The sequence below is a fragment of the Nocardia vinacea genome, from assembly GCF_035920345.1.
Classification (GTDB): Bacteria; Actinomycetota; Actinomycetes; order Mycobacteriales; family Mycobacteriaceae; genus Nocardia; species Nocardia vinacea_A.
This window is the reverse complement of sequence record NZ_CP109149.1, coordinates 1,762,593-1,786,129: the sequence shown is the minus strand read 5'-3', so window position 1 is coordinate 1,786,129 and position 23,537 is coordinate 1,762,593. Positions and strand designations below refer to the sequence as shown.

21 protein-coding genes are annotated in these 23,537 nt (G+C 64.4%); 13 read left to right on the top strand and 8 right to left on the bottom strand.

All coding sequences use genetic code 11. The features are described 5' to 3' along the window. Positions 1 to 81: 81 nt before the first annotated feature. The 4 genes from OIE68_RS08495 to OIE68_RS08480 form a co-directional block, all read right to left on the bottom strand. Positions 82 to 1,776 carry a GMC family oxidoreductase gene (locus tag OIE68_RS08495; protein ID WP_327098834.1) on the bottom strand — a complete coding sequence of 565 codons (1,695 nt, stop codon included), beginning with the start codon at positions 1,774 to 1,776 and terminating at the stop codon, positions 82 to 84. Positions 1,777 to 1,780: 4 nt separating this feature from the next. Further along, complete coding sequence (locus OIE68_RS08490) at positions 1,781 to 3,256, bottom strand: NAD(P)/FAD-dependent oxidoreductase (RefSeq protein ID WP_327098833.1); 1,476 nt, start codon at positions 3,254 to 3,256, stop codon at positions 1,781 to 1,783. 226 nt (positions 3,257 to 3,482) lie between these two features. Further along, positions 3,483 to 4,115, bottom strand: a complete 633-nt coding sequence (locus OIE68_RS08485) for a hypothetical protein (protein ID WP_327098832.1) — start codon at positions 4,113 to 4,115, stop codon at positions 3,483 to 3,485. A 568-nt stretch (positions 4,116 to 4,683) separates the two neighbouring features. Then, positions 4,684 to 5,043: a hypothetical protein gene (locus tag OIE68_RS08480; protein ID WP_327098831.1), complete on the bottom strand. Its 360-nt coding sequence runs from the start codon at positions 5,041 to 5,043 to the stop codon at positions 4,684 to 4,686. On the opposite strand from OIE68_RS08480, the gene OIE68_RS47000 reads away from it, so the two are divergent. Genes OIE68_RS47000 through katG form a run of 3 tightly spaced genes read left to right on the top strand, consistent with a single transcriptional unit; the run spans position 4,945 to position 7,883 of the window. Continuing rightward, positions 4,945 to 5,166, top strand: coding sequence for an endonuclease domain-containing protein (locus tag OIE68_RS47000; protein ID WP_419150755.1), 222 nt, complete (start codon positions 4,945 to 4,947; stop codon positions 5,164 to 5,166). The genes OIE68_RS08480 and OIE68_RS47000 overlap by 99 nt on opposite strands. Before the next feature lie 29 nt (positions 5,167 to 5,195). Then, positions 5,196 to 5,612 (top strand): Fur family transcriptional regulator, encoded by a 417-nt coding sequence (locus OIE68_RS08475; protein ID WP_327101611.1) that lies wholly within the window; start codon positions 5,196 to 5,198, stop codon positions 5,610 to 5,612. A gap of 39 nt (positions 5,613 to 5,651) precedes the next feature. After that, on the top strand, positions 5,652 to 7,883 hold the full coding sequence (gene katG, locus OIE68_RS08470) for a catalase/peroxidase HPI (RefSeq protein ID WP_327098830.1): 2,232 nt from the start codon (positions 5,652 to 5,654) through the stop codon (positions 7,881 to 7,883). A gap of 82 nt (positions 7,884 to 7,965) precedes the next feature. Here katG and OIE68_RS08465 read toward each other — a convergent pair whose 3' ends face one another. Next, complete coding sequence (locus tag OIE68_RS08465) at positions 7,966 to 8,517, bottom strand: cysteine hydrolase family protein (RefSeq protein WP_327098829.1); 552 nt, start codon at positions 8,515 to 8,517, stop codon at positions 7,966 to 7,968. Between the two features lie 174 nt (positions 8,518 to 8,691). On the opposite strand from OIE68_RS08465, the gene OIE68_RS08460 reads away from it, so the two are divergent. The 3 genes from OIE68_RS08460 to OIE68_RS08450 all read left to right on the top strand — a co-directional run bounded on the left by OIE68_RS08460 (position 8,692) and on the right by OIE68_RS08450 (position 12,157). Further along, a complete protein-coding gene (locus OIE68_RS08460; RefSeq protein WP_327098828.1) occupies positions 8,692 to 10,950 on the top strand; it encodes a serine/threonine-protein kinase in 2,259 nt (752 codons plus the stop codon). A 122-nt stretch (positions 10,951 to 11,072) separates the two neighbouring features. After that, a complete protein-coding gene (locus tag OIE68_RS08455) occupies positions 11,073 to 11,396 on the top strand; it encodes a DUF4913 domain-containing protein (protein WP_327098827.1) in 324 nt (107 codons plus the stop codon). Positions 11,397 to 11,440: 44 nt separating this feature from the next. Beyond that, on the top strand, positions 11,441 to 12,157 hold the full coding sequence (locus tag OIE68_RS08450; RefSeq protein ID WP_327098826.1) for a metal-dependent hydrolase: 717 nt from the start codon (positions 11,441 to 11,443) through the stop codon (positions 12,155 to 12,157). A gap of 303 nt (positions 12,158 to 12,460) precedes the next feature. On the opposite strand, the gene OIE68_RS08445 is transcribed toward OIE68_RS08450, so the two are convergent. Beyond that, positions 12,461 to 12,946, bottom strand: coding sequence for a carboxymuconolactone decarboxylase family protein (locus tag OIE68_RS08445; RefSeq protein ID WP_327098825.1), 486 nt, complete (start codon positions 12,944 to 12,946; stop codon positions 12,461 to 12,463). A 169-nt stretch (positions 12,947 to 13,115) separates the two neighbouring features. On the opposite strand from OIE68_RS08445, the gene OIE68_RS08440 reads away from it, so the two are divergent. The 3 genes from OIE68_RS08440 to OIE68_RS08430 all read left to right on the top strand — a co-directional run bounded on the left by OIE68_RS08440 (position 13,116) and on the right by OIE68_RS08430 (position 16,643). Next, the gene (locus tag OIE68_RS08440) at positions 13,116 to 14,048 is read left to right on the top strand and encodes an RNA polymerase sigma-70 factor (RefSeq protein ID WP_327101610.1); all 933 of its coding nucleotides are present in this window, start codon (positions 13,116 to 13,118) and stop codon (positions 14,046 to 14,048) included. Positions 14,049 to 14,337: 289 nt separating this feature from the next. Further along, entirely contained in the window at positions 14,338 to 15,342 is a 1,005-nt protein-coding gene (locus OIE68_RS08435) for an SMP-30/gluconolactonase/LRE family protein (RefSeq protein ID WP_327098824.1), read from the top strand. Between the two features lie 50 nt (positions 15,343 to 15,392). Next, the gene (locus tag OIE68_RS08430; protein WP_327098823.1) at positions 15,393 to 16,643 is read left to right on the top strand and encodes an alpha/beta hydrolase; all 1,251 of its coding nucleotides are present in this window, start codon (positions 15,393 to 15,395) and stop codon (positions 16,641 to 16,643) included. A 15-nt stretch (positions 16,644 to 16,658) separates the two neighbouring features. Here OIE68_RS08430 and OIE68_RS08425 read toward each other — a convergent pair whose 3' ends face one another. Continuing rightward, positions 16,659 to 17,753, bottom strand: a complete 1,095-nt coding sequence (locus tag OIE68_RS08425) for a hypothetical protein (protein WP_327098822.1) — start codon at positions 17,751 to 17,753, stop codon at positions 16,659 to 16,661. 181 nt (positions 17,754 to 17,934) lie between these two features. On the opposite strand from OIE68_RS08425, the gene OIE68_RS08420 reads away from it, so the two are divergent. The 4 genes from OIE68_RS08420 to OIE68_RS08405 all read left to right on the top strand — a co-directional run bounded on the left by OIE68_RS08420 (position 17,935) and on the right by OIE68_RS08405 (position 22,126). Beyond that, entirely contained in the window at positions 17,935 to 18,732 is a 798-nt protein-coding gene (locus tag OIE68_RS08420; RefSeq protein WP_327098821.1) for a HugZ family protein, read from the top strand. Positions 18,733 to 19,135: 403 nt separating this feature from the next. Continuing rightward, on the top strand, positions 19,136 to 19,861 hold the full coding sequence (locus OIE68_RS08415) for a TetR/AcrR family transcriptional regulator (RefSeq protein ID WP_419150688.1): 726 nt from the start codon (positions 19,136 to 19,138) through the stop codon (positions 19,859 to 19,861). 546 nt (positions 19,862 to 20,407) lie between these two features. Further along, positions 20,408 to 21,130, top strand: coding sequence for a phospholipid scramblase-related protein (locus OIE68_RS08410; protein WP_327098820.1), 723 nt, complete (start codon positions 20,408 to 20,410; stop codon positions 21,128 to 21,130). Positions 21,131 to 21,475: 345 nt separating this feature from the next. Then, positions 21,476 to 22,126, top strand: a complete 651-nt coding sequence (locus tag OIE68_RS08405; protein WP_419150754.1) for a three-helix bundle dimerization domain-containing protein — start codon at positions 21,476 to 21,478, stop codon at positions 22,124 to 22,126. 127 nt (positions 22,127 to 22,253) lie between these two features. On the opposite strand, the gene OIE68_RS08400 is transcribed toward OIE68_RS08405, so the two are convergent. Next, entirely contained in the window at positions 22,254 to 23,525 is a 1,272-nt protein-coding gene (locus OIE68_RS08400) for an ABC transporter substrate-binding protein (RefSeq protein WP_327098819.1), read from the bottom strand. Positions 23,526 to 23,537: the final 12 nt, after the last annotated feature.

The following is a 23,537-nucleotide window of genomic DNA, read 5'->3' as shown; positions in this document are numbered from 1 at the left end:
TCACAACATGGAACGCTGGAGTCGCGACGGTCGCGTGGAGACTACGTTCGTCGCCGCGAGCGCCCGGTACGGCCCTGATCGTCAGACCGGAGTAATCGGCAACCGAAGCGCGCCCGGCGCCGACTCCGGCACCACCGGATTCTTCGGCGCGATCGCATCGATCCGCCGATACGGCGCCCCCAGCCGCGGACGCTGATCCTGTTCACCCTTGTTCGGCCACAACGACATCGCGCGCTCGGCCTGCGCGGTGATAGTCAGCGACGGGTTCACCCCGAGATTCGCCGAGATCGTCGAACCGTCCACGATGTGCAGACCCTCGTAGCCATAGAGCCGCTGATAAGGGTCGACCACACCGGTATCGGGAGAGTCGCCGATCGCGCAGCCGCCGATGAAGTGGCCAGTGATCGGGATATTGGCCATCTCGGTCCACGAGCCCTGCGGAATACCGTTGATCTTCTCGGCGACCCGCCGCGTGACCTCGTTCCCCTCCGGAATCCACGCCGGAGGCGCTTGTCCCGCACCGGGTTTGGTAGTCATCCGCTTACCGAACAGACCGCGCTTGTTATAGGTGATGATCGAATTGTCGACATTCTGCATGACCAGCAGCCCGATCATCCGCTCGGACCAGTGCGCCGGATTGTGCATGCGCAGCAGATCCCGCCGAAACCGCACCATCTCCCGCAGACCGAGCACCCAGCGACGCTTACCCTCCTGCCCGTCGACCAGCACCGTCGTCAACAGACCCATGAAATTGCTGCCCTTGCCATAACGCACCGGCTCCACATGGGTGTAGGAGTTCGGATGGATCGACGAGGTGATAGCGACACCCTTGGTGAAATCCGAATCCCTATCGCGCGTTCGCGCCGCCAGCACCGCCTCGGAATTCGTGCGCGCCAGATGACCCAGGCGCGGCGAAATATTCGGCAGTACACCGCGATCCCGCAAACTGTGCAGCAGCTGCTGAGTGCCGAGCGCAGCCGCGGAGAACACCACCTGATCGGCGGTGAAGGTCTGCTTCGCCTTGCGAACCCAGCGCCCGGTGCGCACGGTCTCGACCGCATATCCGCCACCGGACAGTGGCCGCACCGACACCGCGGTCGTCAGCGGATGCACGGTCGCACCCGCCCGCTCCGCCAGATACAGATAGTTCTTCACCAGGGTGTTCTTCGCACCGTGCCGACACCCGGTCATGCACTCACCACAGTGCGTACACGAGCGCCGCTCGGGTCCGACACCGCCGAAGAACGGATCCGCGACCGCAGCTCCGGGCCGAGTCTCCTTATCCGCGAACAACACTCCGACCGGCGTGCGACGGTAGGTGTCGCCGATACCCATATCCTCGGCGACCTCCCGCAGCACCCGATCCGACGGTGTCGTCGCCGGATTGGTCGTCACCCCCAGCATGCGCTTGGCCTGGTCGTAATGCGGTGCCAGCTCGGACTTCCAATCGGTGATATGCGACCACTGCTTATCGCCGTAGAAGGTGTCCGGCGCCTCGTACAGCGTGTTCGCGTAAACCAGCGAACCACCACCGACACCGGAACCGCTCATGATGAAGGTGTCGTTCAACAGCGTCATCCGCTGAATACCGAAGCAGCCCAATTTCGGCGCCCACAGGTACTCCCGCAGATGCCAGGAGTTCTCAGCGAATTCGTGGTCGGCGAACCGCCGCCCCGTCTCCAGGACACCGACCCGGTAGCCTTTCTCGGTCAACCGCAGCGCGGTGACGCTGCCACCGAAACCCGAACCGATCACCAGCACGTCATAGTGCGTCATGGGGTTACCTTCCGGTGCGAACAAGCTCGTAGTCGCGGACATCGAAATGCGTCCGTTTGTCGTATTCACTCATCCGACCCGGCCAGTTCGCCGTCACCCGACCGCTGGCCTCCCGGTACCAGCTGGTGCACTTGGTCCACACCGTATGTTCGAGCCGCCCCTGGATCTCCTCGTCGAACCGCGCCTCCACCTCCGGCTTCACCGACAGGTAACCACCGACCTCGCGCAGATGCTCGACCGCTTGGCGCAGATAGCGCGCCTGCCTTTCGTGCATGTAGATGATCGAACCCGCGCCGAGGTTGGTATTCGGCCCGTACATGATGAACATATTCGGAAAATGCGGCACCGTGAGGCCCTTGTAGGCACGCGCACCGCCCGACCACACCTCGTGCAGCTCCTTGCCACCGATCCCGCGAATCCTCATGGGCGCCAAGAACTCCGTGGCCTTGAATCCGGTGCAGTACACGATCACATCGACCTCGTGCAGCGTGCCGTCCTCGGTGCGCACACCGGTCGGCGTGATCTCGGCGATATGCGAGGTCTCGATGTGCACATTCTGCTGCGACACCGCCGGGTAGTAATTACTCGCCATCAGCCCGCGCTTACAGCCCGCCTCATAATCCGGGGTCATCTTGGCCAGCAGTTCGGGATCGGAGATCTGCGAGGCCCGATGCCGGTGCGCCCACCCGGAGATCACCTCGGCGATTCGGCCATTGCCTTCCAGCCCCGAGGTGACCAACTCGTAGAACGAATACCAGCCGAACCGCTCCGCGCGCTGGATCAGCGGGAACTTCGTCACGATCGACAACTTGTCCAACGCATTGAGTTTCGGTGGCGCGTAATAGCTTTCGATCTTCGGAATGATCCACGGCGCCGACCGCTGGAACACCGTCAACTGCCCGACCTTCGGCTGAATCGCCGGAATGATTTGAATCGCGCTCGCACCGGTGCCGATGATCGCGACCCGCTTACCGGACAGCTCGACATCGTGTTCCCAGCGCGCCGAATGGAACGCATCTCCGGTGAACGAATCCATGCCCGAAATATTCGGCCACACCGGGCGCGACAGCTGACCCACTGCGGGCACGAAGACATCCGCCTCGAGCAGCTCACCCGCGGTCGTGCGCACCTGCCAGATGCCACGGTCGGCATCGAAGTCCGCCGAGTCGACCTCCACACCGAACCGCATGTGCTTGTCGAGGTCGTGGCGCCTGGCCACCTCATGCATGTAGGCGAGGATGTCAGGCTGCTCGGCGAAACGCTTCGGCCAGTGCGCATTGGGGGCGAAGGAGAACGAGTACAGATCCGACGGCGCGTCACAGGCGGCGCCCGGGTATGTATTGTCCCGCCAGACCCCGCCGAGCCCGTCGGCCTTATCGATAATGGTGAACGCGTCATGGCCGCGGCGCTCGAGCTCCAGCGCGGCCGCGAGGCCGCCGAATCCGGCGCCGACGATGAGCACGGACGGAGTGCTAGTCATGTCGACAACTGTATGAACGGTGACACAGTTGCCGAGAGAGCGCCGCGGCCAGGAAATCAACATTTTCGGCCATCGCTCGATGACCTCGTTCGTCACAGTGACGATTTACGGCGGGGTAGCAGGGAGAGGCAAAAGGGGGAGTGGTTCGGCGGTATCTTCTTGCCACCCAGGGCAATTCGACCATCGGCCGCTGGCGTCGAAGCGGCACCGAGTCGACCGACTGCGATCAAGGCACCACCGGGACAACATCGGGCTCTGCCTTCCGATCCACATGAAATCCCGGCAGATACCGATTCGCGAACGGAATCAACACCTGAATCAGCGGACCGATGCCGAACGCATAGACCACCGTGCCGATGCCGACGCTGCCACCCAATAGCCAGCCGGTCATCAATACCGATACTTCGATCCCGGTACGCACCAATCGCACCGACCATCCGGTCCGGCGTACCAGTCCAGTCATCAGTCCATCCCGCGGCCCGGGACCCATACCCGCCCCGATATACAGCACCGTAGCCACCGCATTCAAAACCACCGCGGCACCCATCGCGCCGACCCGCACCGCCACCACATCCCAGTCCGGCAACATCCACAACCCGACATCGACCGAAACACCGATCACCACGACATTGCTCACGGTGCCGAGACCCGGCCACTGCCGCAACGGAATCCACGCCAACAACACCGCGACTCCGATAAGAGCCGTCACCGCCCCGAAACTGATCGGCACATGCGCGGCCACCCCTTGATGAAACACATCCCACGGATCCAACCCGAGCCCGGCCCGAATCATCACCGCCATCGAAAACCCGTACAACCACAACCCGACATAAAGCGCCACCAGCCGCCGAACCAACATCACCCCAGCCTGCCGCCAACTGGACCCCCGAAACAGATCCAATCAACAAGCACTGGCCTCATAACCCAGGAACCAATCCAACTCGCCAGACCTGCTGCAACCCTTAAATCGTCACAGTGACGATTTAAGGGTTGCAGCAGATGCAGAGGGGAGTCGAGCTCCAACGGTCGAGATCCGAGGCTTCGAGTGGATCCGACGTTTCTCCGCCAAAATCCAGGATCAACCGGAATATTTACATCGACAGAATCGGGGAACAAGGGGACACCACGCATCCACAGCACACGTTCCGCACACAGGGTCGCCGGTAGCCAGCCAGCCGATCAGCAGGCAGAGTCCCGAAATCCCTTACATGACAACGTCATACAACAAGAGCCGCCCACTTCCAGCCCGTCCGTTGTAACGCCGATAATCAACACTATGTCAAGTAATGGCTCTGTCGGTGGTTGCTGACAGAATCCGCAATGTGATCCCAACTCCTGATCCGGAGTTGATCCGCTGCTCTCCCCCCAATGGGTGCGGTCAGCTCAAACCCTCGAAACAGATGGCCCGGTTAAATCCGACTAACCCGCTATGCATGGCGTGCTATCAACGAACTCGACGACAACGCCAAGGTCCGGCAGAGATTCGACGCGCCAACCTGTGGGCGAAATACCGGATAACACCGGAGCAGTACGACCGCTTGCGAGCCGAGCAGGAATTCCGCTGCGGCATCTGCGGTGTCCATGAGGTCGATATCGACCTGTCCAAGGTTGGTGGCCGTCCCCGAAAGGATGGCCAGACCCTCTTCAAGGTCCCCCTCGCTGTCGATCATGATCACAAAACCGGTGCGGTGCGTGGCCTCTTGTGCCCACCATGCAATGCCGGACTTGGCGCATTCGGCGATGAACCGGATCGTCTGCAGGCTGCGATCGTCTATCTCGCGACTCACCTGACTCCGGATCTTGTGGGTTCATCAGACGCGATCGAGCCCGGAGAGCAACGCGGATTGTGGGATCGTCTCGAGATTTCGCAAAACCCTCCCGATGGAGACTTGAATAAGTCATACTCTTGAATGTGTCCACGAATTCGGAATTCGAGCGCATGTTGCGCGGGGTGTCGCTGCGCGTCACGGCGCCGCGGATTGCCGTGCTGACTGCCGTGCACGAGCATCCGCACTCCGATACGGACTCGATCCTCGGTCATGTGCGCGCGACGCTCGGTGCGGTATCCCATCAGGCGGTATACGACGTGTTGCGCGCGCTGACGGCCGCCGGTCTGCTGCGGCGCATCCAGCCGATGGGATCCGTCGCGCGCTACGAAACGCGAGTCGGCGATAACCATCACCATGTGGTGTGCCGCTCGTGCGGAGTCATCGCCGATGTCGACTGCGCCGTCGGCGATGCGCCCTGCCTGACCGCATCACACGACAACGGATTCGTACTCGATGAGGCCGAGGTCATCTATTGGGGCCTGTGCCCCGACTGCTCGGCAGCACAAATGTCCGGATCACACCCGTGATCACAGCCCGATTCACTCACTCCCCCGAAAGGAATTGCCGTGCCTGAGGAACATCCGCCCATCGGAGAGGCCAATACGGAACCCGCCGCCGGTGGTTGCCCCGTGACGTCCGGTCGCCTCAAGTCCCCAGCCGAGGGCGGAAGCAACCGTGACTGGTGGCCGAACCAGCTCAATCTCAAGATCCTGCAGAAGAATCCGGCCGTAGCCAACCCCATGGACCCGGACTTCGACTACGCCGCGGAATTCAAAACCCTCGATCTGGCTGCCGTGAAGGCCGACATCGTCGAGGTCATGACCACCTCGCAGGAGTGGTGGCCCGCCGACTTCGGTCACTACGGACCGTTCTTCATCCGGATGGCCTGGCATGCCGCGGGGACCTACCGGATCAGCGACGGCCGCGGCGGAGCCGGCGCCGGTATGCAGCGGTTCGCCCCGCTCAACAGCTGGCCCGACAACGGAAACCTCGACAAGGCCCGACGCCTGCTGTGGCCGGTCAAGAAGAAGTACGGCAAGAAGCTCTCCTGGGCCGACCTCATGGTCTACGCGGGCAACGTCGCGCTCGAAGACATGGGCTTTCCGACCTTTGGTTTCGGTGGCGGCCGCGTCGACCAGTGGGAGCCCGAGGAGGACGTGTACTGGGGTCCCGAGCAGACCTGGCTCGGCGACGACCGCTACACCGGCACCCGCGATCTCGAAAACCCCTTGGCCGCAGTCCAAATGGGTCTGATCTATGTCAACCCCGAAGGCCCCAACGGCAATCCGGATCCGCTCGCCGCGGCAGTCGACATCCGTGAGACGTTCCGCCGCATGGCCATGAACGATATCGAGACGGCAGCGCTGATCGTCGGTGGCCACACCTTCGGCAAGACCCACGGCGCCGGCGATGCCGAGCTCGTCGGTCCCGAGCCCGAAGCCGCCCCGCTCGAGGAGCAGGGCCTGGGTTGGAAGAGCGCCTTCGGCACCGGCGTCGGCAAGGACGCGATCACCTCCGGCCTGGAGGGCACCTGGACGCCCACCCCGACCAAGTGGGACAACAGCTTCCTCGAGACCCTGTACGGGTACGAATGGGAGCTGACCAAGAGCCCCGCCGGTGCGAACCAGTGGATCCCCAAGGACGGCGCGGGGGCGGGCACCGTGGTCGATGCCCACGACCCGTCGAAGTCCCACACCCCGGTCATGCTGACGACGGACCTCTCGCTCCGGATCGACCCGATCTACGAGCAGATCACCCGTCGCTGGCTCGAGCACCCCGAGGAGCTCACCGAGGAGTTCGGCAAGGCCTGGTACAAGCTGACCCACCGCGATATGGGCCCGAAGGTCCTCTACCTCGGGTCGGAGGTGCCGGAAGAAACGCTGCTCTGGCAGGACCCCGTCCCGGCCGCCGACTACGACCTCATCGGGGCCGCCGATGTCGCCGCACTCAAGAGCCAGATCCTGGCTTCGGGTCTGACTGTCGCACAGCTTGTTTCGACCACGTGGGCGGCAGCGGCGTCGTTCCGCGGCAGTGACAGGCGCGGTGGCGCCAACGGCGGACGCATCCGCCTGCAGCCGCAGGCCGGCTGGGAGGTCAACGAGCCCGACGAACTCGCCCAGGTGGTGCGCGTTCTCGAGGGCATCCAGGAGTCCTTCAACTCCGCCCAGACCGGGAACACCCGGGTGTCCTTCGCCGACCTCGTCGTGCTCGGCGGCGCCGCGGCCGTCGAGCAGGCAGCCAAGAACGCCGGCTACGACGTCGAGGTGCCGTTCACCCCGGGTCGCACGGACGCCACCCAGGAACAGACCGATGTGGAATCCTTCTCCGCGCTCGAGCCCAGCGCGGACGGTTTCCGCAATTTCCTCGGGAAGGGTAACCGGCTCCCGGCCGAGTACCTGCTGATCGACCGGGCGAACCTGCTCACCCTCAGCGGCCCCGAGTTGACCGTCCTCATCGGTGGTCTGCGCGTCCTCGGCGCGAACCACAAGCAGTCGCCGCTGGGCGTATTCACCGCGAACCCGGGATCGTTGACCAACGACTTCTTCGTGAACCTGCTCGATCTGGGCACGAAGTGGGAGCCGTCGGCCGCCGATGACGGAACCTACGAGGGCACCGATCGCGCTACCGGTGCGGTCAAGTGGACCGGCAGCCGCGCCGACCTGGTCTTCGGGTCGAACTCGCAGCTGCGCGCCCTCGCGGAGGTCTATGCGACCGACGACTCGAAGGAGAAGTTCGTCAACGACTTCATCGCCGCGTGGGTCAAGGTGTCGAACCTGGACCGGTTCGACCTGGTGTGATGAAGGAGGGATGACCGATCTATTCGGAAGATCATCCCCCGTGCGGTGCCCCCGCGAACTCCTATGGTTCGCGGGGGCACCGTCATTCGAAGCGCACGTCCTTCGTCTCGGCGACAGCGGCCGTCCGTCCCGGTGCGCTCTGGTAACGCCAGTACAGATTCGTGTGCGCGATGACCTGCTCCGGGGCTGGCGCGCCCCATTCGCTCTTGTCGAATGTGGTGTGCCCGTCGCTGACAAGTGTCACATCGTATCCTCGAACGAAGGCGCCATGGATCGTGGACCGGATGCAGGCATCGGTCTCCGCACCGGTCACCACGAGATGCCCGACCCCGGCCCGTGCCAGCACCTCCGCAAGCTCGGTATCCTCGAACGAATCGCCGAACCGCTTGTGTACCAACGGTTCCGACTCCGCACACACCAACTCCGGGACGTATTCCCACGCAACGGTCCCCGGCACGAGCTCCTCGCTCGAGTGCTGCACCCAGATGATCGGAACACCGTCCTGCCGGGCCTTCTCGACGAGCGTGCCGATATTCGCGACCACCCTGTCCCGCTGATACGCCTCACCCACGACACCGTTCTGCACGTCGATCACGATCAAGGCGGCATTCGGTCGATCCGACAGCGTGCTCATGACGGTCTCCTCCTACTGGTCGAAAGGCGCTGGTCCGCACGATCACTCAACTACGAATCGAGCGCCGGGACCAGCCCGGCGACCCACATCGGTGGCGAAGATCAGCAGCGGACGACGATAATCGAATATTCTCGGTTCTGTCCGGGACACCAACCTTGATCGAGTGAGCCGACGATGAATACCCAGCTCGGCGCGGTACCACCGGAGCACGGTGGGGATCGCGCGATGGCTGCTCAGGCCGTATTGGCCAGAGCGGTCGCCGATTTCGCGGGTGAGTGGGAGGCCGCGGGCGAACCACCCGAGCTGACCCCGCATCTGCCCACCGAAACCGCACTGCGGCGGTCGGCGCTGATCGAGTTGATCAAGGTGGATCTGCATCACCGGTCGATCCGCAAAACGGCCGAAAAGCGCCTCGACGAGTACCTGGCCGAATTTCCCGAACTCCACACCGCCCCACTGCCTCCGGACCTGATCTACGAGGAGATCACCGCGCGCCGCCAGTTCGATCAGGATCTGGATCTCACCGAATACGAGCAGCGGTATTCGCAGCAGATGGCGCGGATCGCCGACCGCCTCGATGGCGATCACTTCCGGACCACCGTCCTGACCGATCCGGCCGCGCTCGCAACGCTCGACTCCATCAATCCCGGTGCGACCGTTGACGATTTCGATATGTTGATCCTGCTCGGCCAGGGTGCGTTCGGCCGGGTCTTTCTGGCACGACAGCGCTCGATGCAGCGGCTCGTCGCGGTCAAGATCTCCCATGATCGCGGCAGTGAGGGTCAGACGCTGGCCCGGCTCGATCACGAAAACATCGTGCGCGTCTTCGATCAGCGCCAGATCGCCGATCAGCACTTGAAACTGATGTACATGCAGTACGTTCCGGGCGGCACCCTGCTCGGCGTACTGCGGCTGCTGCGCCGCACTGGCCTCGAGGGAAAGACCGGTCGACTGCTGCTCGACGCCGTCGACGAGGCGGCCGCCAGCGGCGGGGTGCTGGAACCGCAACCATCCGCCACCCGCACCGAGGTCGCACGGCTGAGCTGGCCGGAAACCGTTGCGTGGCTGGGCAGTCGACTCGCCTCCGCGTTGGACTACGCCAACCATGCCGGTGTGCTGCACCGCGATATCAAACCCGCCAACGTACTGCTCACAGTCGACGGGCAACCCAAACTCGCCGACTTCAATATCAGCTTCAGCCGTCACATCCCCGGCGCCAGCCCCGCCGCCTACTTCGGCGGCTCACTCGCCTACATGTCCCCCGAGCAGCTCGAGGCCTGCCATCCGACCATGGCGACCACCGCCGCCGACCTCGACACGCGCAGCGACCTGTACGCACTCGCGGTCGTGCTGTGGGAACTGCTCACCAGCCGACTCCCCTTCGACGACGAACGCAGCGCGGGCGAATCGGATACCTCACTGGAACGGATGATCGAACTGCGTCGCCAGCCGGTCCCCGACCGCTTCGCCGCCGATATTCCGCCGGACTGCCCACCGGTACTGCAGCATGCCCTGCTCACCTGCCTGTCCCCCGATCCCGCCGACCGCTTCGCCACCGGCGCCGAACTCGCCAGTCAGCTCGATCTCACCCTGGACCGCACCGCCCGCGATCTCGTCGACCCGCCGGTGCACAGCATCCGCGCCAAACTGCGGATGCGGCCGATGCCGGTGGTGACGCTGTCCAGCATGCTGGGGCAATTCCTCGGCGTGCTCTATCTTTCAGCGCACAACACGCGCCTGCTCGATGCGCAACTCACCGCAGACGCGAGCGTCCAACTCCAACGCCTCGCAACACTACTCGGCGCGATCGGCTACCCGATCGGGATTCTCGCCCTGCTGTATTGGTGCCGTCTGGTGTTCCTGGTTCCCGACGGACTGCGGCGCGGTAAGCATTACGACGAGGAGACGCTGGCGCGGGCACGCGCCGACACTCTCGCATGTGGCGACCGCATCGCGGTGGTCGGGTTCGCCGGGTGGGCGTTATCCCTGGTGATCTTCCTGACACAGCTGCATTACACCGCGGACCTGTCCCTCGGATTCACCATCAACCTCATCGCATCCCATCTGGTAGCGGCCGCGGTCGCGGTGGTGTACTCGTACTTTCCGGTCACCTTCTTCGTACTGCGCTGGTACTACCCGGGTTTGCTCGGCAGCGGACAAAGCTCCTCCGATGACGCCATCCGATTGCGGCAGCTCGCCCGACGCAGCCGGATCTATCTCGGCATCGCTGCCTCCGTACCCCTCATCGGCGTGGCGGGCGGTCTGGTCTACCTGGACGCGGCACAGCAGCAGACGGTAATCGGCCCCATCGTGATCCTGTGCGTGGTCAGCCTTTTCGCATTCGTCGGCGCGCTGCGCGTGTTCTACGCATTGGAATCGGATCTGCACGCCCTCGATCGCATTGTAAATCCGCGTTCGCGGCGCTCCGCATAGCTATTGCAAAGGTTTCCCCAAGGACCTCAGTAGATTTCGTGACTACTCTCGAAGCTGTTTGGAATGCCACTGTCCTCGGGGGCGCCATGAAAGAGCAGCGGACACAGGTCTATGGATCGGTCGTGGAGTTCGTCGAGAACTACCTGGCCCAGGTCTATCGGCGCAAAGTGGCCGACAACGGTCTGGCCTGGTGTCCGGAATGGTGGCGGCACACCGAAGCCGTGGCGCGGCTGGAGGCGCTCTGGCAATCCTGGGAACTCTATCGGCTCAACGCCGAATTGGGCCTGTCGCTATGGTTTCTGGACCACGCCGACAGTCATATGGACGTGCTGTTCGACCCCAACGGACCGTTCGCCCGCTGTTCCATGCACAACGGGCACACCGATCGCGTCTGGCCACTCTCGGTGAAATCCCCTCCCCCCGATACGTTTTCACCAGCTGGCTAGTCTCGTTTGTTTGAAATGGATTGTGGTCAACTAACCTTCATGTAGTGCTAGGACATTCACATGCGACCAGTGGCGCTTTCGCCTGGTCGGTGGCAGCGGCCACGCTGCCCATCTCGGCGTTGGTCTATCCGGTATTGCCGACTGGCGACGCGCATCTCGGTGCCGTCGAGGTATTGCTCGGCACCTTCCTGACGGCAGGGGCCGCGCTGCTGCCCGATGCGGACCATCCGAACGGCACCATCGCGCATGTGCTCGGCCCGATCTCCTATCACCTGTGCCGCTTGATTTCCTGGATCTCCGGTGGACATCGGCACGCCACACACTCGTTCGCCTTCGTGATCGCCGTCGCCTACGGGACCTGGGCGGGTGAGCATTGGCTCGGAAGATATTTCACACTCGGTTTGGTGTTCTTCCTGCTCGCACTGGCGGTGCGGGCACTGCATCTGTGCCCCGCCGGCGAGGGGATCGAGGCGTGGGGCACGGTCATAATCCTCGCCGCGGCAGGGACATTCGCGATGGATCACTGGATCACCGATAAACCGGCGTGGTTGCCGTTCGCTGTCGGACTCGGGGCGCTGGCCCACCTCGCCGGTGATTGCCTCACCGATAAGGGCTGCCGGCTGTTCTGGCCGTTCCCGCTGCGTACCTGCGTGCCGGTGATCGAACGGACCGGGAACAAGGTCGAAACCTGGATTCTCTCACCGCTTTTCACGCTGGCCACGCTTGCTGTGCTCTGGCACGTCTTCTCGGTCAATCCTTAGGACCAGTCGCTGCGCCCGCCGAAGCATCATCGGCGGGCGCAGCGACTGGAGACTCCCCTGGTCTGTGCAGTCTTTTGGGTTGTCCGGATTTCGTGAGATAGGAGTTACATAGTTCAATACGCATATCTACATACTCAGATGTATTTTTCAAGCGCACTGGAGATTGTAGTTCCACCGGATACGTTCCTCGTGAACCGATTTCGGCTCCCGCGACGTCGTCCAGGGGCGCTGCTGCTGGTCTATGCGCTCCCCCAAGCGCGGATCCCGACCCCGAGCGATCCTGGGCCGGGATCCGCGCATGGATCAGCTCGCCACGCTCTCGAACGTGCCGGGGACGTACGAGCCGCCCTTGGTCTGCGTAATCACCAGGAGCCGGTTGGCGGCGTTGATCATGGCGACCAGGTAGACGAGCGCGGCGATCTGGTCATCGTCGTAGTGCTTACGCACCTGAGCCCAGGTCTCGTCGGACACACCGCGATTCGCGTCTGCGAGTCGAGTGCCCTCCTCCGCGAACGCCAGCACGGCCTGCTCAGCCTCACTGAATACGGTGGACTCGCGCCAAGCCGCGACCAGGTTGATCCGAACCGCGGGTTCGCCGGCGGCCGCCAGCTCTTTGGCGTGGGCGTCGACGCAGTAACCACAGCCGTTGATCTGGCTGGCGCGCAACTCCACCAACTCCACCGTGGACTTCGGCAGCGACGACTGCATGATCGCCAGGCTCGTGTTGGCGAATCGCTTGCCGATCTTGGCGCCGAGCTCGTTGTCGTTCAGGTTGAAACGGGGTTCCATGACTTCGGTCCTCACTCGTGGTGCTGATTCGAACGACCATGAGACGGCGGCGCCCCGATTCACGTAACAGCACTTCGATGTGACGCACACCACCACCGCCCCGCTGTTACGAAACGGCAGGATCGGACGTCTGATGGGTGACACAGTCGAGAGTGAACAGGAGCCGCCCATGCCCGGCATGTCGCAGACCACGCCCGCCGACCACGGCGAAAGCAGCAGCGACCGTCCGGATCCCGCGACAAAAGCATTCGTCGCGCACCGCAACTTGCTGTTCACCGTCGCCTACGAAATGCTCGGCTCGGCCGCCGACGCCGAAGACGTCCTCCAGGAAACCTGGCTGCGGTGGGCTGGCGTCGACCTCGACACGGTGCAGGATCAACGCGCGTACCTGGTCCGAATCGCCACCCGCCAGTCGCTCGACCGGCTGCGCGCGCTCGGGCGCCGCAAAGAGTCCTACGTCGGCCCCTGGCTGCCCGAACCGCTGCTGACCGCACCCGACGTCGCCGAGGACATCGAACTCGCCGACAGCGTCTCGATGGCGATGCTGTTGGTACTGGAGACCCTCACGCCCGTCGAGCGGGCGGTGTTCGTGCTGCGCGAAGTATTCGATCTGGAGTATGACGAGATCGCCGAGGCGGTCGACAAGAGCCCGGCCGCGGTCCGCCAGCTCGCGTACCGGGCTCGGTCACACGTCGCCGCGCGCCGACCACGCGAGGTGGTCTCCGCGACCGAAACCCGAGACGCGCTCGCGGCATTCCAGCGAGCCGTCGAAACCGGCGAACTCCAGAGTCTGCTCGACATTCTCGCACCGGATGTCGTCTTCCTCGGTGACGGTGGCGGACTCGCACAGGCCGCGCTGGTGCCCATCGTCGGCGCCGACACGGTAGCCGGCTTCCTCTCCGCCGCGCTCGGTAACCTCACCGCGAGGTCGGCGGAGCCCGCGCTCGTCAACGGCCACCCGGCGCTGATCCTGCGACTCGACGGCGAGATCGATGCCGTCGTAGCAGCGCGTGTCGACGACGGCCTCATTACCGGGATCTACTCCGTGCGCAATCCCCAGAAACTGTCGCGTTTGCAGCACGAGACCGCCCTGCACCGCTGACGCGACGGGGAAGCACCTGCTCCCGAAACCACGGTGTCGAGCCCAGCCCTCCCCGCTCCCCCATGCGTGCGCCACCCACTCTGTATCGGGTATGCCCTTGCCCGCTCCTCCGACTCGTCCCCTCCGTTAATCGAAGGAAGCCCCTTCCTCGTCGTCCGTGCTGCGTTCGGCGAAGCCGGACGCATGTTGTTGCCGCTCCATTCGAGGGGAGCATACATGTTTAGATGCGCATATCTACGTATTGGCATGTAAGAGACGGCCGGTTGTCGGCCCCGGGATAAGGTGAGCCATGGTCGCCGGATCGACAATGCAGCCGCAGCGCTGGACGCCCCCGCCTGCCCCACCCCGGGCTCGCGAAATGCGTAGTGCCACACCACTTCCCCAGATCACGCGATTGGAACTGCCCGGTGCGGCACCCGAGGATGTGGTGCGCACCGCCGAGGGGCGAATCATTGCGGGAGTCGATGACGGTTCGGTCTACAGCACCGATCCCGCGGCCGGCACGGTGAGCCTGCTGGGGAATACCGGCGGCCGTCCGCTCGGTATGCATGCCGATGTCGATGGGTCGCTGCTGATCTGCGATTTCCATCGCGGCCTGCTGCGGCTGGACAGCGCGGGCGAGATCGAGGTGCTCGTGGACGAGGTCGACGGCGAACCACTCCCCTTCGCCAGCAATGTGGTTCGCGCCACGGACGGCACCATCTACTTCTCCTCGTCGTCACGTCGTTATCCGCTGGACGAGTGGATGGGCGACCTGCTGGAGCATTCCGGCACCGGCCGCCTGTTCCGCCTCGATCCGTCCGGCAAGCTCGAAACCCTCATCGACGGATTGCAATTCGCCAACGGCGTGGTCCTCTCCCCCGACGGCTCCAGCGTGCTCGTCGCGGAGACCGGCGCCTACCGCGTGACCCGCTACTGGCTCACCGGGCAGAAGGCGGGCACCTACGAGCGCCTGATCGAGAACCTGCCCGGCTTCCCGGACAATATGGCTCTCGGCAGCGACGGCCTGGTGTGGATTACCCTGCCGTCACCACGAAATCCATTGCTGGACCGTCTACTTCCCCTGCCCGGCATCCTGCGCCGGATCGTCTGGGCGCTACCGCAATGGGTACAGCCCAAACCGCCGCGCACGGTCTGGGTGATGGCCGTCGACTTCGACGGCAAGGTCGTGCACGACCTACAGGCCGAGGGCACCGACTACGCGATGGTCACCGGAGTTGTCGAACACGACGGCACTCTCTACCTCGGCAGTCTCACCGAAACCGCGATCGGAGTCAGCCACATTCCGCCCTAGGCCGCCACTTCCGACACGAAAATCTCAGTGAACAATTGTACACTGAATGCATGAATGAGCCCGAGCGGCAACGACAGGCGGAGATACAGGCGCTCGCACGGTTGGCGGGCGATGAACTGGGTGGTGCGATCGCGGGGATCGCCGCGGTGCATCGAGCCATCTCGGACCGGGTGTTCGCGGCGGTGCGACTGGGTGTCGGACCGGCTGCGCAGCCGGTCAAGGTGGTGCACGATGCGATTGCCGATGGGGTGTATCGGCTGGTCGGCGGAACCGCAGTCGCTGCGGGAGCCCTGGCGGAGCGCACCGTGGACTTACCCGGCGCTCCGGTGCCCTCACGCACGGTCTACGGGTCCGGATTCCTGGCGGTATTGCAGGGTTTGATCGGAGACAGTCTCGAGGATGAGCTGCCGATTCTGGCCGGGCCGATGACATTTCGGATCAATGGGGAACCGGTCGCGCCGGGGTGGGTCGGCGATGTGGTGTCGAATCCGCGCCCGCGCATCGTGGTTTTTCTGCACGGTCTGGTGGAGACCGAACACGCTTGGCGACTCGGCGGGCGGCCCAGCTATGCCGAGCGGCTCGAAGCCGATCTCGACTGCACGGCGCTGATGGTTCGATACAACAGCGGGCTGCACATCCCGGAGAACGCCCGTCTACTGAACGGCATGCTGCAGCGGTTGGTCGAGAACTGGCCGGTGCAGGTCGAGCAGATCGCACTCGTCGGACATTCCATGGGCGGCCTGATCGCGCGCGGCGCCTGCTACGACGCCGATCAGGCCGACCTGCCGTGGGTGCGCCGGGTGCGGCAGATCGTCTGCCTCGGATCACCGCATTTGGGTGCACCGTTGGAGCAGTTCGTCCACTATGCCTCCGCCGGATTGGTGAAAATACCGGAGACCCGGCCCTTCGGTCGGCTGCTGCGCCGCCGCAGCGCGGGCATTCGCGACCTGCGCCAGGGTTCGCTCGTCGATGAGGATTGGCATGACATGGACGCGGATGCTCTGCGCCGCAGAGTCATTCGCGAGGTACCGCTGCTCGATTGCGCCGACCACTACTTCGTCACCGCCTCGGTAACCCACAGCCCGCGCCATCCGCTCGGCCGGATCATCGGCGACGGCTTGGTCCTTCCCGCCAGCGGTGCCGGCCGAAATCGGGCCCGCCGCATCGGTTTCGATGATGCCAACGGTCTGCATATCCTCGGTGCCAACCATTTCACCCTGCTCAACCACGACGCCGTTTACGACGCGCTGCTCCGCTGGCTGGCCGCCGATGCGCGTCAGATGTCTGTGCGCTGTGGTTGATCAGCGGCGCCCGGCTCAGAACAGTTGATCGGGGTGGGTGTCGGCTTCCCCTCTGACGTCGGCGGCGAACTGGGCTTCGACTTCCGCGTCGTCGCCCGCGGTGTGGGCCGAGTAGAGCAGTAGGCAGCCGCGGATGCCGTCGAGGAGATCTTCCAGGAGGTCGAGGGCCGGACGGGTGGGGTCGAGGCGGCTGATCCGGAACTCATCGAGGAGGGCGGCGCGGGAGGCGCTGTCGAGATCGAATTTGCGTGCCTGCTCTTCGATTTCGGCGACGCGGGCCACCACCGCCCATGGTGCGGGCACGTGTCCTTCGGACACGGCCATGGCCTCGGCGATGAGGTCGACGACGATCTCGGTCGGTGTCTCACCGCTGGTCAGTCGCTCCAGCACCAGGGTGGGGGTTTCGACCTGCAGTGCTTCGATATCGTCGGCTTCGACGACCACATCGGCGGTCGGCACGCCCGTGAGTTCGCCCGCGACTTCGGCGGCGGCGTAGAGCCAGTGCGCGGCCGCGACGGATGCGGAGGCGGGGTCGAGTTCGGTGAACAGTTCCACGGTGCCGAGGGGGTCGGCGCGCAGCAGGTCGTCGGCGGCCTGGACCTGGGCCGGTGAGACATCCGGGCGTGAGAGTTCGACCGCTTGGCGTGCGCGCCCGGACAGATCGCCGAGTTCGGCGGACTCGATGGCGGCCTGTTCGGTGCGGACCTCGCCGGCGATGGTGTCACGAAGGGCGGAGTCGTCGATGGCGTGCAAGGTGCGCCCGACGCGGTGCGCGGATTCGACCACGCCGCTGTAGGAAACGACGAGGCCGTGGTCGGTCGGCAGGTTCGGGGTGCGGATTCCGGCCTCGACCTCCTTGAAGTTGCGGCGCTCTTCCGCGCGCCGCCAGGCCTCGCTATTAGGAACGTCGGGATCGCCTGCGGCACTTGCCGGATGCGTATAGGTGCGCCACTGGAACCGGGACAGGATGGTCAGATTCGACGCCAAACTCGTTGCCTGGTCATGGTTTATCGGTGGCAGCTCGGCCACCGTGGTCGAGAGATCGCCGCGTCCGGTCGCCCAGATGGCGACAAGGGCGTTGCGGTCGGCGTCGAATGCGTATCTGGTCACGCACGCCAGTCTTGCCGATCCGCGGCGGTTGTGCGCGCGATCGATCGCTTCGATATCCGGTCGTCGGCGTTTCGAGTGTCCGATGTCAGCGGTTCCGCGTCCTTGGTGGTTCCGCTGCGCTACCGCGTTCTGGTCGGGATACCGCGCTGGATGGCAGTGGATACCTGCGAGGATGGACGGTATGACTCTCGATCACGGTGATCCGGGCGACGCGCCTTCGATTCCACAGCCGACCGCGCCGGTGGTGAATCCCGCTCGCCCCTCGGCGGCCGAGGAGGCCAGAACCGTTGCGGCGGCGACGAATATCGCGACCTTGGCGAGTTTGAGTGAGGACGGTGGTCCGTGGGCGTCGTTCGTCACTTACGGGCTGCTGGAGGGTCAGCCGGTGCTGTGCGTATCGCGGATGGCCGAACATGGGCGCAATCTCGCGGCGGATCCGCGGGCCAGCCTGTCGGTGGTGTCGCCCGATGTTCCGGCCGATCCGCTGGCCGGTACCCGCATCACGCTGGCCGGTGTGGCGGAGCGTCCGGTCGGCGATGAGGCTGCGGCGGCGCGTGCGGCGCATCTGGCGGCGGTGCCCGCGGCGAAGTACTACGTGGATTACAGCGATTTTTCGCTGTGGGTGTTGCGGGTGCGGCGCGTTCGATGGGTCGGCGGGTACGGGCGGATGGATTCGGCGACGGCCGAGCAGTATCTGGCGGCCGCGCCGGATCCGGTCGTTTCGGTGGCGGCGCGGGCGATCACTCACCTCAATGACGATCACGCGGATGCGCTGTTGTCGATGGCGCAGGTATTGGGCGGATATCCGGATGCGACCGAGGCGAGTTGCGAACGCGCCGACCGGTACGGGCTGGATCTGCGAGTGGTTACACCCCGCGGAGTGTCACGGACACGTGTCGGCTACGCGACGCCGATCGATTCGGCGGGCGAATTGCGCGCGGCGACAGTTGAATTGACGCGGCGTTCGCGCGAGGGCTGATGGCGCATTCCGGCCGTGTTCCGGCTGCCGGGAACCACGGCGGGTTCAAGTCGATAGAAGCCGAATCGTTCGTGATCGAGGTGCAAGTCCATTCGCCGTCGTCGAGACGAACTGAACGTCGCCGACCTCCTTCAGGGATCGCAGGATTGTGAGCTGAGGTTCTCTCGTAGTCACGGAGAGCCTCGGTACGCGTGCTCACTTACCTCGCGTCGCCTGCCCGGCCGCAAGCCGACGGTATAACAGTATACTCATATCGGTGCCATCCAGCACGGGCGGCGACCAGCACGGGCGGCGAGTCGAACGCGCTCCGAATCGCCGCCCGTGCTGGCGGTGCATACCGCAGACGGCAGCGCCGCACAGCCGTCTCACCGGCGTATCTCGCGGACACCGATGGGAGCTTCACATGACTGATCTCGCTGACCACATGTCACAGCACGGGGCGCCCGAGACGATGACGGCCAGGGCACATGCGGCCAGATCGGCTCGTGCCGCACGAGGCCGCCAGATCGTCGCAAGCGCAGGCGAAGTTTTCGCGACACGCGGCTACCACGGGACCAGCATGGATCAGATCGCAAGGCGATCAGGCATCAGCAAACCCAGCCTGTACCAGTACTTTCCGAGCAAATTGGAGCTGTACCTGGCGGTATTGCAACAGCATCTCGACAGACTCGTGTCCACTGTGCACGACGCCCTGCATTCGACCGACGACAGTCATGGGCGGCTATCGGCAGCGGTGCACGCCTATTTCGACTTCGTCGACGATGATCCCGACGGATTCCGGCTGGTCTTCGAGTCGGAGGTGCCGACCGAGCCGTCCGTGCAGTGGCGGATAGGGCAGGCCACTGCGGCCTGCGTCGGTGCGGTACACGATCTACTCATCCGAGACTCCGGCCTCGGTCCACAGCGCGCGTGGGCATTCGCGGTCGGGCTTGTCGGCGCGAGCCAGTTCACCTCGCGCTACTGGCTCTCAGCGTCGCGGCCCATGCCGAAGGAACAAGCCGTCGAAATCACCGTCGCCCTCTGCTGGGGCGGTCTGTCGCACGTACCGCTTCAGACAGTTTCCACCGCACGGAAAGAGGACAATCAATTCGATCCGGCCCGTACTACCTCGAGCCGATGCTCAGAGTGAGACTCGGGGTCCGGACGCGGATTCTGGCGATCGCGCTCATCCCGAGCCTGTCCCTGCTCGTGGTCGGCGCGAGTACCGCGGGATACCTGGTCGCCGAGGGGAATAAGGCTCAGGAGTGGCCCGCAGCATCGGAACGTGATTCCGACAGCTCGGGTATTCGTGGCGGCGGTGCAGGACGAGATACTACGAGCATCAGCACGATGATGGCCACGACCATGATTCACCTACCCGCAGTGTGGGCCATATGGTCGAGGACTCCGTGCGCGAACCGCCATTGGAGGTGGATCGCAGTATCACCAACCGGCGCAGGAGCCCGGCGATGCCTGCAGTCAGCACAATGACGGCGATGAGATGCACAGGATGCGTGTCTTTCCTCGTGTGAGATTTCGTCGGCTTGCATGAATAGATTCGGTCAGGTGCGCAGTTGGCGATAGCCACCCATGGGGTGGACATCGCCCACCCCGAAGGGCCTCTCCAAACCGGCCGTCCACGTTGTCACAGGGGGCAGCGGGGGGCGCTGACCGCACCCTTGGGTGCCTTGTTGGGGTGCCGCCGGTCGCGGAGCCTATTCATAGCCGGATTCCCCGGACCCCATCGAAGAGGAAAGCAATGGCAACTTCCGAACAACTCACCAGCGCCGGACGACGTTGTGGTGGAACGCTTTACACCGAGCCGGTGCTGGTGATCGATCAGAAGCCGAAGCTGATCGAGATGTCCACCGAGTATGCGGTGCTGGGCGAGAACGGCCAGCGGCTCGGGTCCGTAGTGGAGGTCGGTCAGAGTCGACTCAAGAAGGCCGCTCGCTTTTTCGGTGACTTCAGTAATTTCTTCACCCACCGGCTCGAAATGCGAGATGCCTTGGACAATCCTGCACTCACGGTGACGCGGCCGCGAAAGGTGTTCAAGTCGAAGGTCATCGTCGACGGGCCCGCAGGACAGCCGATCGGTCGGATTGTCCAGGAGAACTGGATGGGCAAAAAGCGTTTCGCGCTGCTTGCCGACGACACCCGGATCGGGACTATCCACGCAGACCGGCTGTTCCAACCTCGAAAGTTCACAATCGTCGATCACGCCGACGCGGAAATCGCCCGGATCATCAGAACCACAGCCAGCCTGCAACGGGCGATCGTGTCGGCCGAGACCTACGCGCTGGTGATCGACAAGCCGTTGCGCGAGCCGATGGCCGGCCTTGTCCTTGCGTCTGCGGTGGCGATCAACACCGCGATCATGCAGGTGAAATCCACCACCGTGCTGGACCTGATCCCCTAGTCCGATCAGGATCTCCAGCCCCGCCGGAACATCAGCGGTCACGGTGCGGCGGACGGGTCGCCGCGGGCGTGGACGTGAGGGCGAATCGAGCGATGCACCCCTCGACGAATTCGCCCGGGTGGTCGTTGCCTTGCACCCATGCCCACCGACCCGATGGAAGGTTCTCTGCGCTAACGGTTTTCGCGACGCCCGCTGTATCGAGGGGGTTTCTGCGGCGATACGCCGCATTGTGGCCTGCAGGTACGATACGGTTCATCCCCAGTTTGGTTGCCGCGCAAGGGCATCGGTGTCACCCTCACTACTGTGTCTACGCCCGAGCGGACGAACGGGGCCGGATATGCCGAGATCACCCCGGCGTACCGACTCCTCGACATAGTGCACGGCACGGCGCTCGCCCGTGCCGAGCGGCGGCTGCACCGCGAGTTCACGATCTTGTTCGACGCCAACACGATTCACCATTTCCTGCACGACTCCTACGCGCAGATCACGGCACGCGCGCCGGTGAAGCTGTACGTGCCGCTGCTGGCCGAGCGCTTCGCCCGGCAGCAGCTGCACGCTCGGGCCAAGGTGGAGGGGCGCGTCGAGCACGCGGTCCCGGTGGTGCTGTTCCTGTGCACCTTCAATGCCGGACGTTCGCAGATGGCGCTGGGCTTCTTCGAGCACTACGCACGGGGTCGGGTATTGGCCTGGTCCGGTGGGTCCGAGCCGAGCGGCGCGCTCAACGCGGCAGCGGTCGCGGCCATGGCCGAGGTGGGCATCGACATCTCCCACGAGTTCCCCAAGACCTGGACCGACGAGATCATCCTGGCCGCCGACGTCATCATCACCATGGGGTGCGGCGACGTGTGCCCACTGGTGCCCGGCATCCGGTACGAAGATTGGGGCGTGGACGACCCGGCCGGACTACCGGTGGCCGACGTGCGGCCGATCCGCGACGATATCCGGCGACGTGTGATCGACCTGCTGGCCAGCCTCGACCTACCGATCAGCTCCTGACCCAACCCCCGATGTCGCTTCGGGCACCGGCGCAGTGAGCATGGCGACGATCGTGTCGGTGATCCTCGCCGTCCTCGTCGGCGAGGCGGCGTAACACCACCGCCTCGCCGAATACCGGTTCGGATGGTTACGACGGCGTGAGTGCCTTCATCAGCGCAGCGGCAGTTGCCTGGTCGATGCACGTCGGCTTACCGCCGTTGGCGGAGTGGAACACACCGCCTTTGGTGTTGCCGGTGAAGTAGCACAGCGGGAACCCCGGTTGGCCTTCGGGGAAGGTCAGCGGCGGAGCGAGACCGTCGAGGGTCTCCTCGCGCAGTGCGCGCAGTCCCTTGATCGCATCCGCGCTCGTCGAAGACGGGGAGAGATTGGCTGCTTTGGCCGCCGCCAGGAACAGCTGCCCACCTGCCCACGGCCACAGCAGCGGCGCGCTGAAGTCCCCGCTGCCCCGGAGGCCGGGAATGTATTTGTCGAGGGCGTCGCCGAAGTCCTTGATGGCCGGAATCGAGTCATCGGTGTACAGCGCGTTCGAGCCCGCGAAGATGCTGCCCTCGAAGTTCGGGTCCGTGGCCCACGCTCTCTGCAGGCTCACGCCGGTAGGAGCCTGAATCGGTTTGTAACCCTGCTGCGCACACGATGCCGCGATGCGCGAAATCGCCTCGACCGAGACGCCGGGGAATACGGCGTCGACACCCTTGTCCTTGAATTCGAGACAGGGAGCGATGTAGTTCGGCGCGGCAATCGCGACTTTCTCCGCTGAGAATCCCAGACCGGCCTGTTCGGCCATCGGTTTCAGCATCTGCGGAAGCTGCTCGCAGACCGGGATTTCGGCACAATAGTAGACGCCGAGGGTCTTCGCGCCCGCTTGTTTGGCTTGGGCCACCTCACCCAGCATCAGCACCGGCAGCGTGGTTCCGGAGGCGAAGAAGTTCGGGTCGGTGATAAACGGGGCATCGACCGGCTGTCCGCCGATGACCGGTATGCCCTTGCTGTCGACGTAGTTCTGCCAACTCGAACTGACCAGGCTGGTCTGCCCGACGATTACGAGCACCTTGTCCTGTTCGACCAGTTTCTTCGCGACGGCCAGCGCTGTTGTCGGATTCTGCTCGTCGTCGTATGCGATGAGCTTGACCGGGTGCCCATTGATTCCGCCGCGATCGTTGACCCACGACGCCCAGGCCTGCAGCACATCGGTGGCGTGTCCCACCGACGCCGCGGCCGGGCCGGTGCAGCTGCAGATCGATCCTATGAGGATCGGATCGCCCTGCAGCCCGCCGTCGGAAATCTTCACCGGGCCAACGGATTCGGGCCCACCGCTGGTCGAGTCGGCAGAACACGACGTGAGCGCGAGCGCCGCCGCCAGCACCGGCGCGGCCCACCACAGAAACCTTGTTTTCTTCATTACTCCACTCCT

Coding starts and splice junctions, on each gene's coding strand:
- OIE68_RS08490 (WP_327098833.1), bottom strand. CDS start 3,256: ATGACTAGCACTCCGTCCGTGCTCATCGTCGGCGCCGGATTCGGCGGC.
- OIE68_RS08460 (WP_327098828.1), top strand. CDS start 8,692: ATGAATACCCAGCTCGGCGCGGTACCACCGGAGCACGGTGGGGATCGC.
- OIE68_RS08485 (WP_327098832.1), bottom strand. CDS start 4,115: ATGTTGGTTCGGCGGCTGGTGGCGCTTTATGTCGGGTTGTGGTTGTAC.
- OIE68_RS08445 (WP_327098825.1), bottom strand. CDS start 12,946: ATGGAACCCCGTTTCAACCTGAACGACAACGAGCTCGGCGCCAAGATC.
- OIE68_RS08465 (WP_327098829.1), bottom strand. CDS start 8,517: ATGAGCACGCTGTCGGATCGACCGAATGCCGCCTTGATCGTGATCGAC.
- OIE68_RS08430 (WP_327098823.1), top strand. CDS start 15,393: ATGAATGAGCCCGAGCGGCAACGACAGGCGGAGATACAGGCGCTCGCA.
- OIE68_RS08475 (WP_327101611.1), top strand. CDS start 5,196: ATGTTGCGCGGGGTGTCGCTGCGCGTCACGGCGCCGCGGATTGCCGTG.
- OIE68_RS08440 (WP_327101610.1), top strand. CDS start 13,116: ATGCCCGGCATGTCGCAGACCACGCCCGCCGACCACGGCGAAAGCAGC.
- OIE68_RS08415 (WP_419150688.1), top strand. CDS start 19,136: ATGACTGATCTCGCTGACCACATGTCACAGCACGGGGCGCCCGAGACG.
- OIE68_RS08400 (WP_327098819.1), bottom strand. CDS start 23,525: ATGAAGAAAACAAGGTTTCTGTGGTGGGCCGCGCCGGTGCTGGCGGCG.
- OIE68_RS08495 (WP_327098834.1), bottom strand. CDS start 1,776: ATGACGCACTATGACGTGCTGGTGATCGGTTCGGGTTTCGGTGGCAGC.
- OIE68_RS08420 (WP_327098821.1), top strand. CDS start 17,935: ATGACTCTCGATCACGGTGATCCGGGCGACGCGCCTTCGATTCCACAG.
- OIE68_RS08435 (WP_327098824.1), top strand. CDS start 14,338: ATGGTCGCCGGATCGACAATGCAGCCGCAGCGCTGGACGCCCCCGCCT.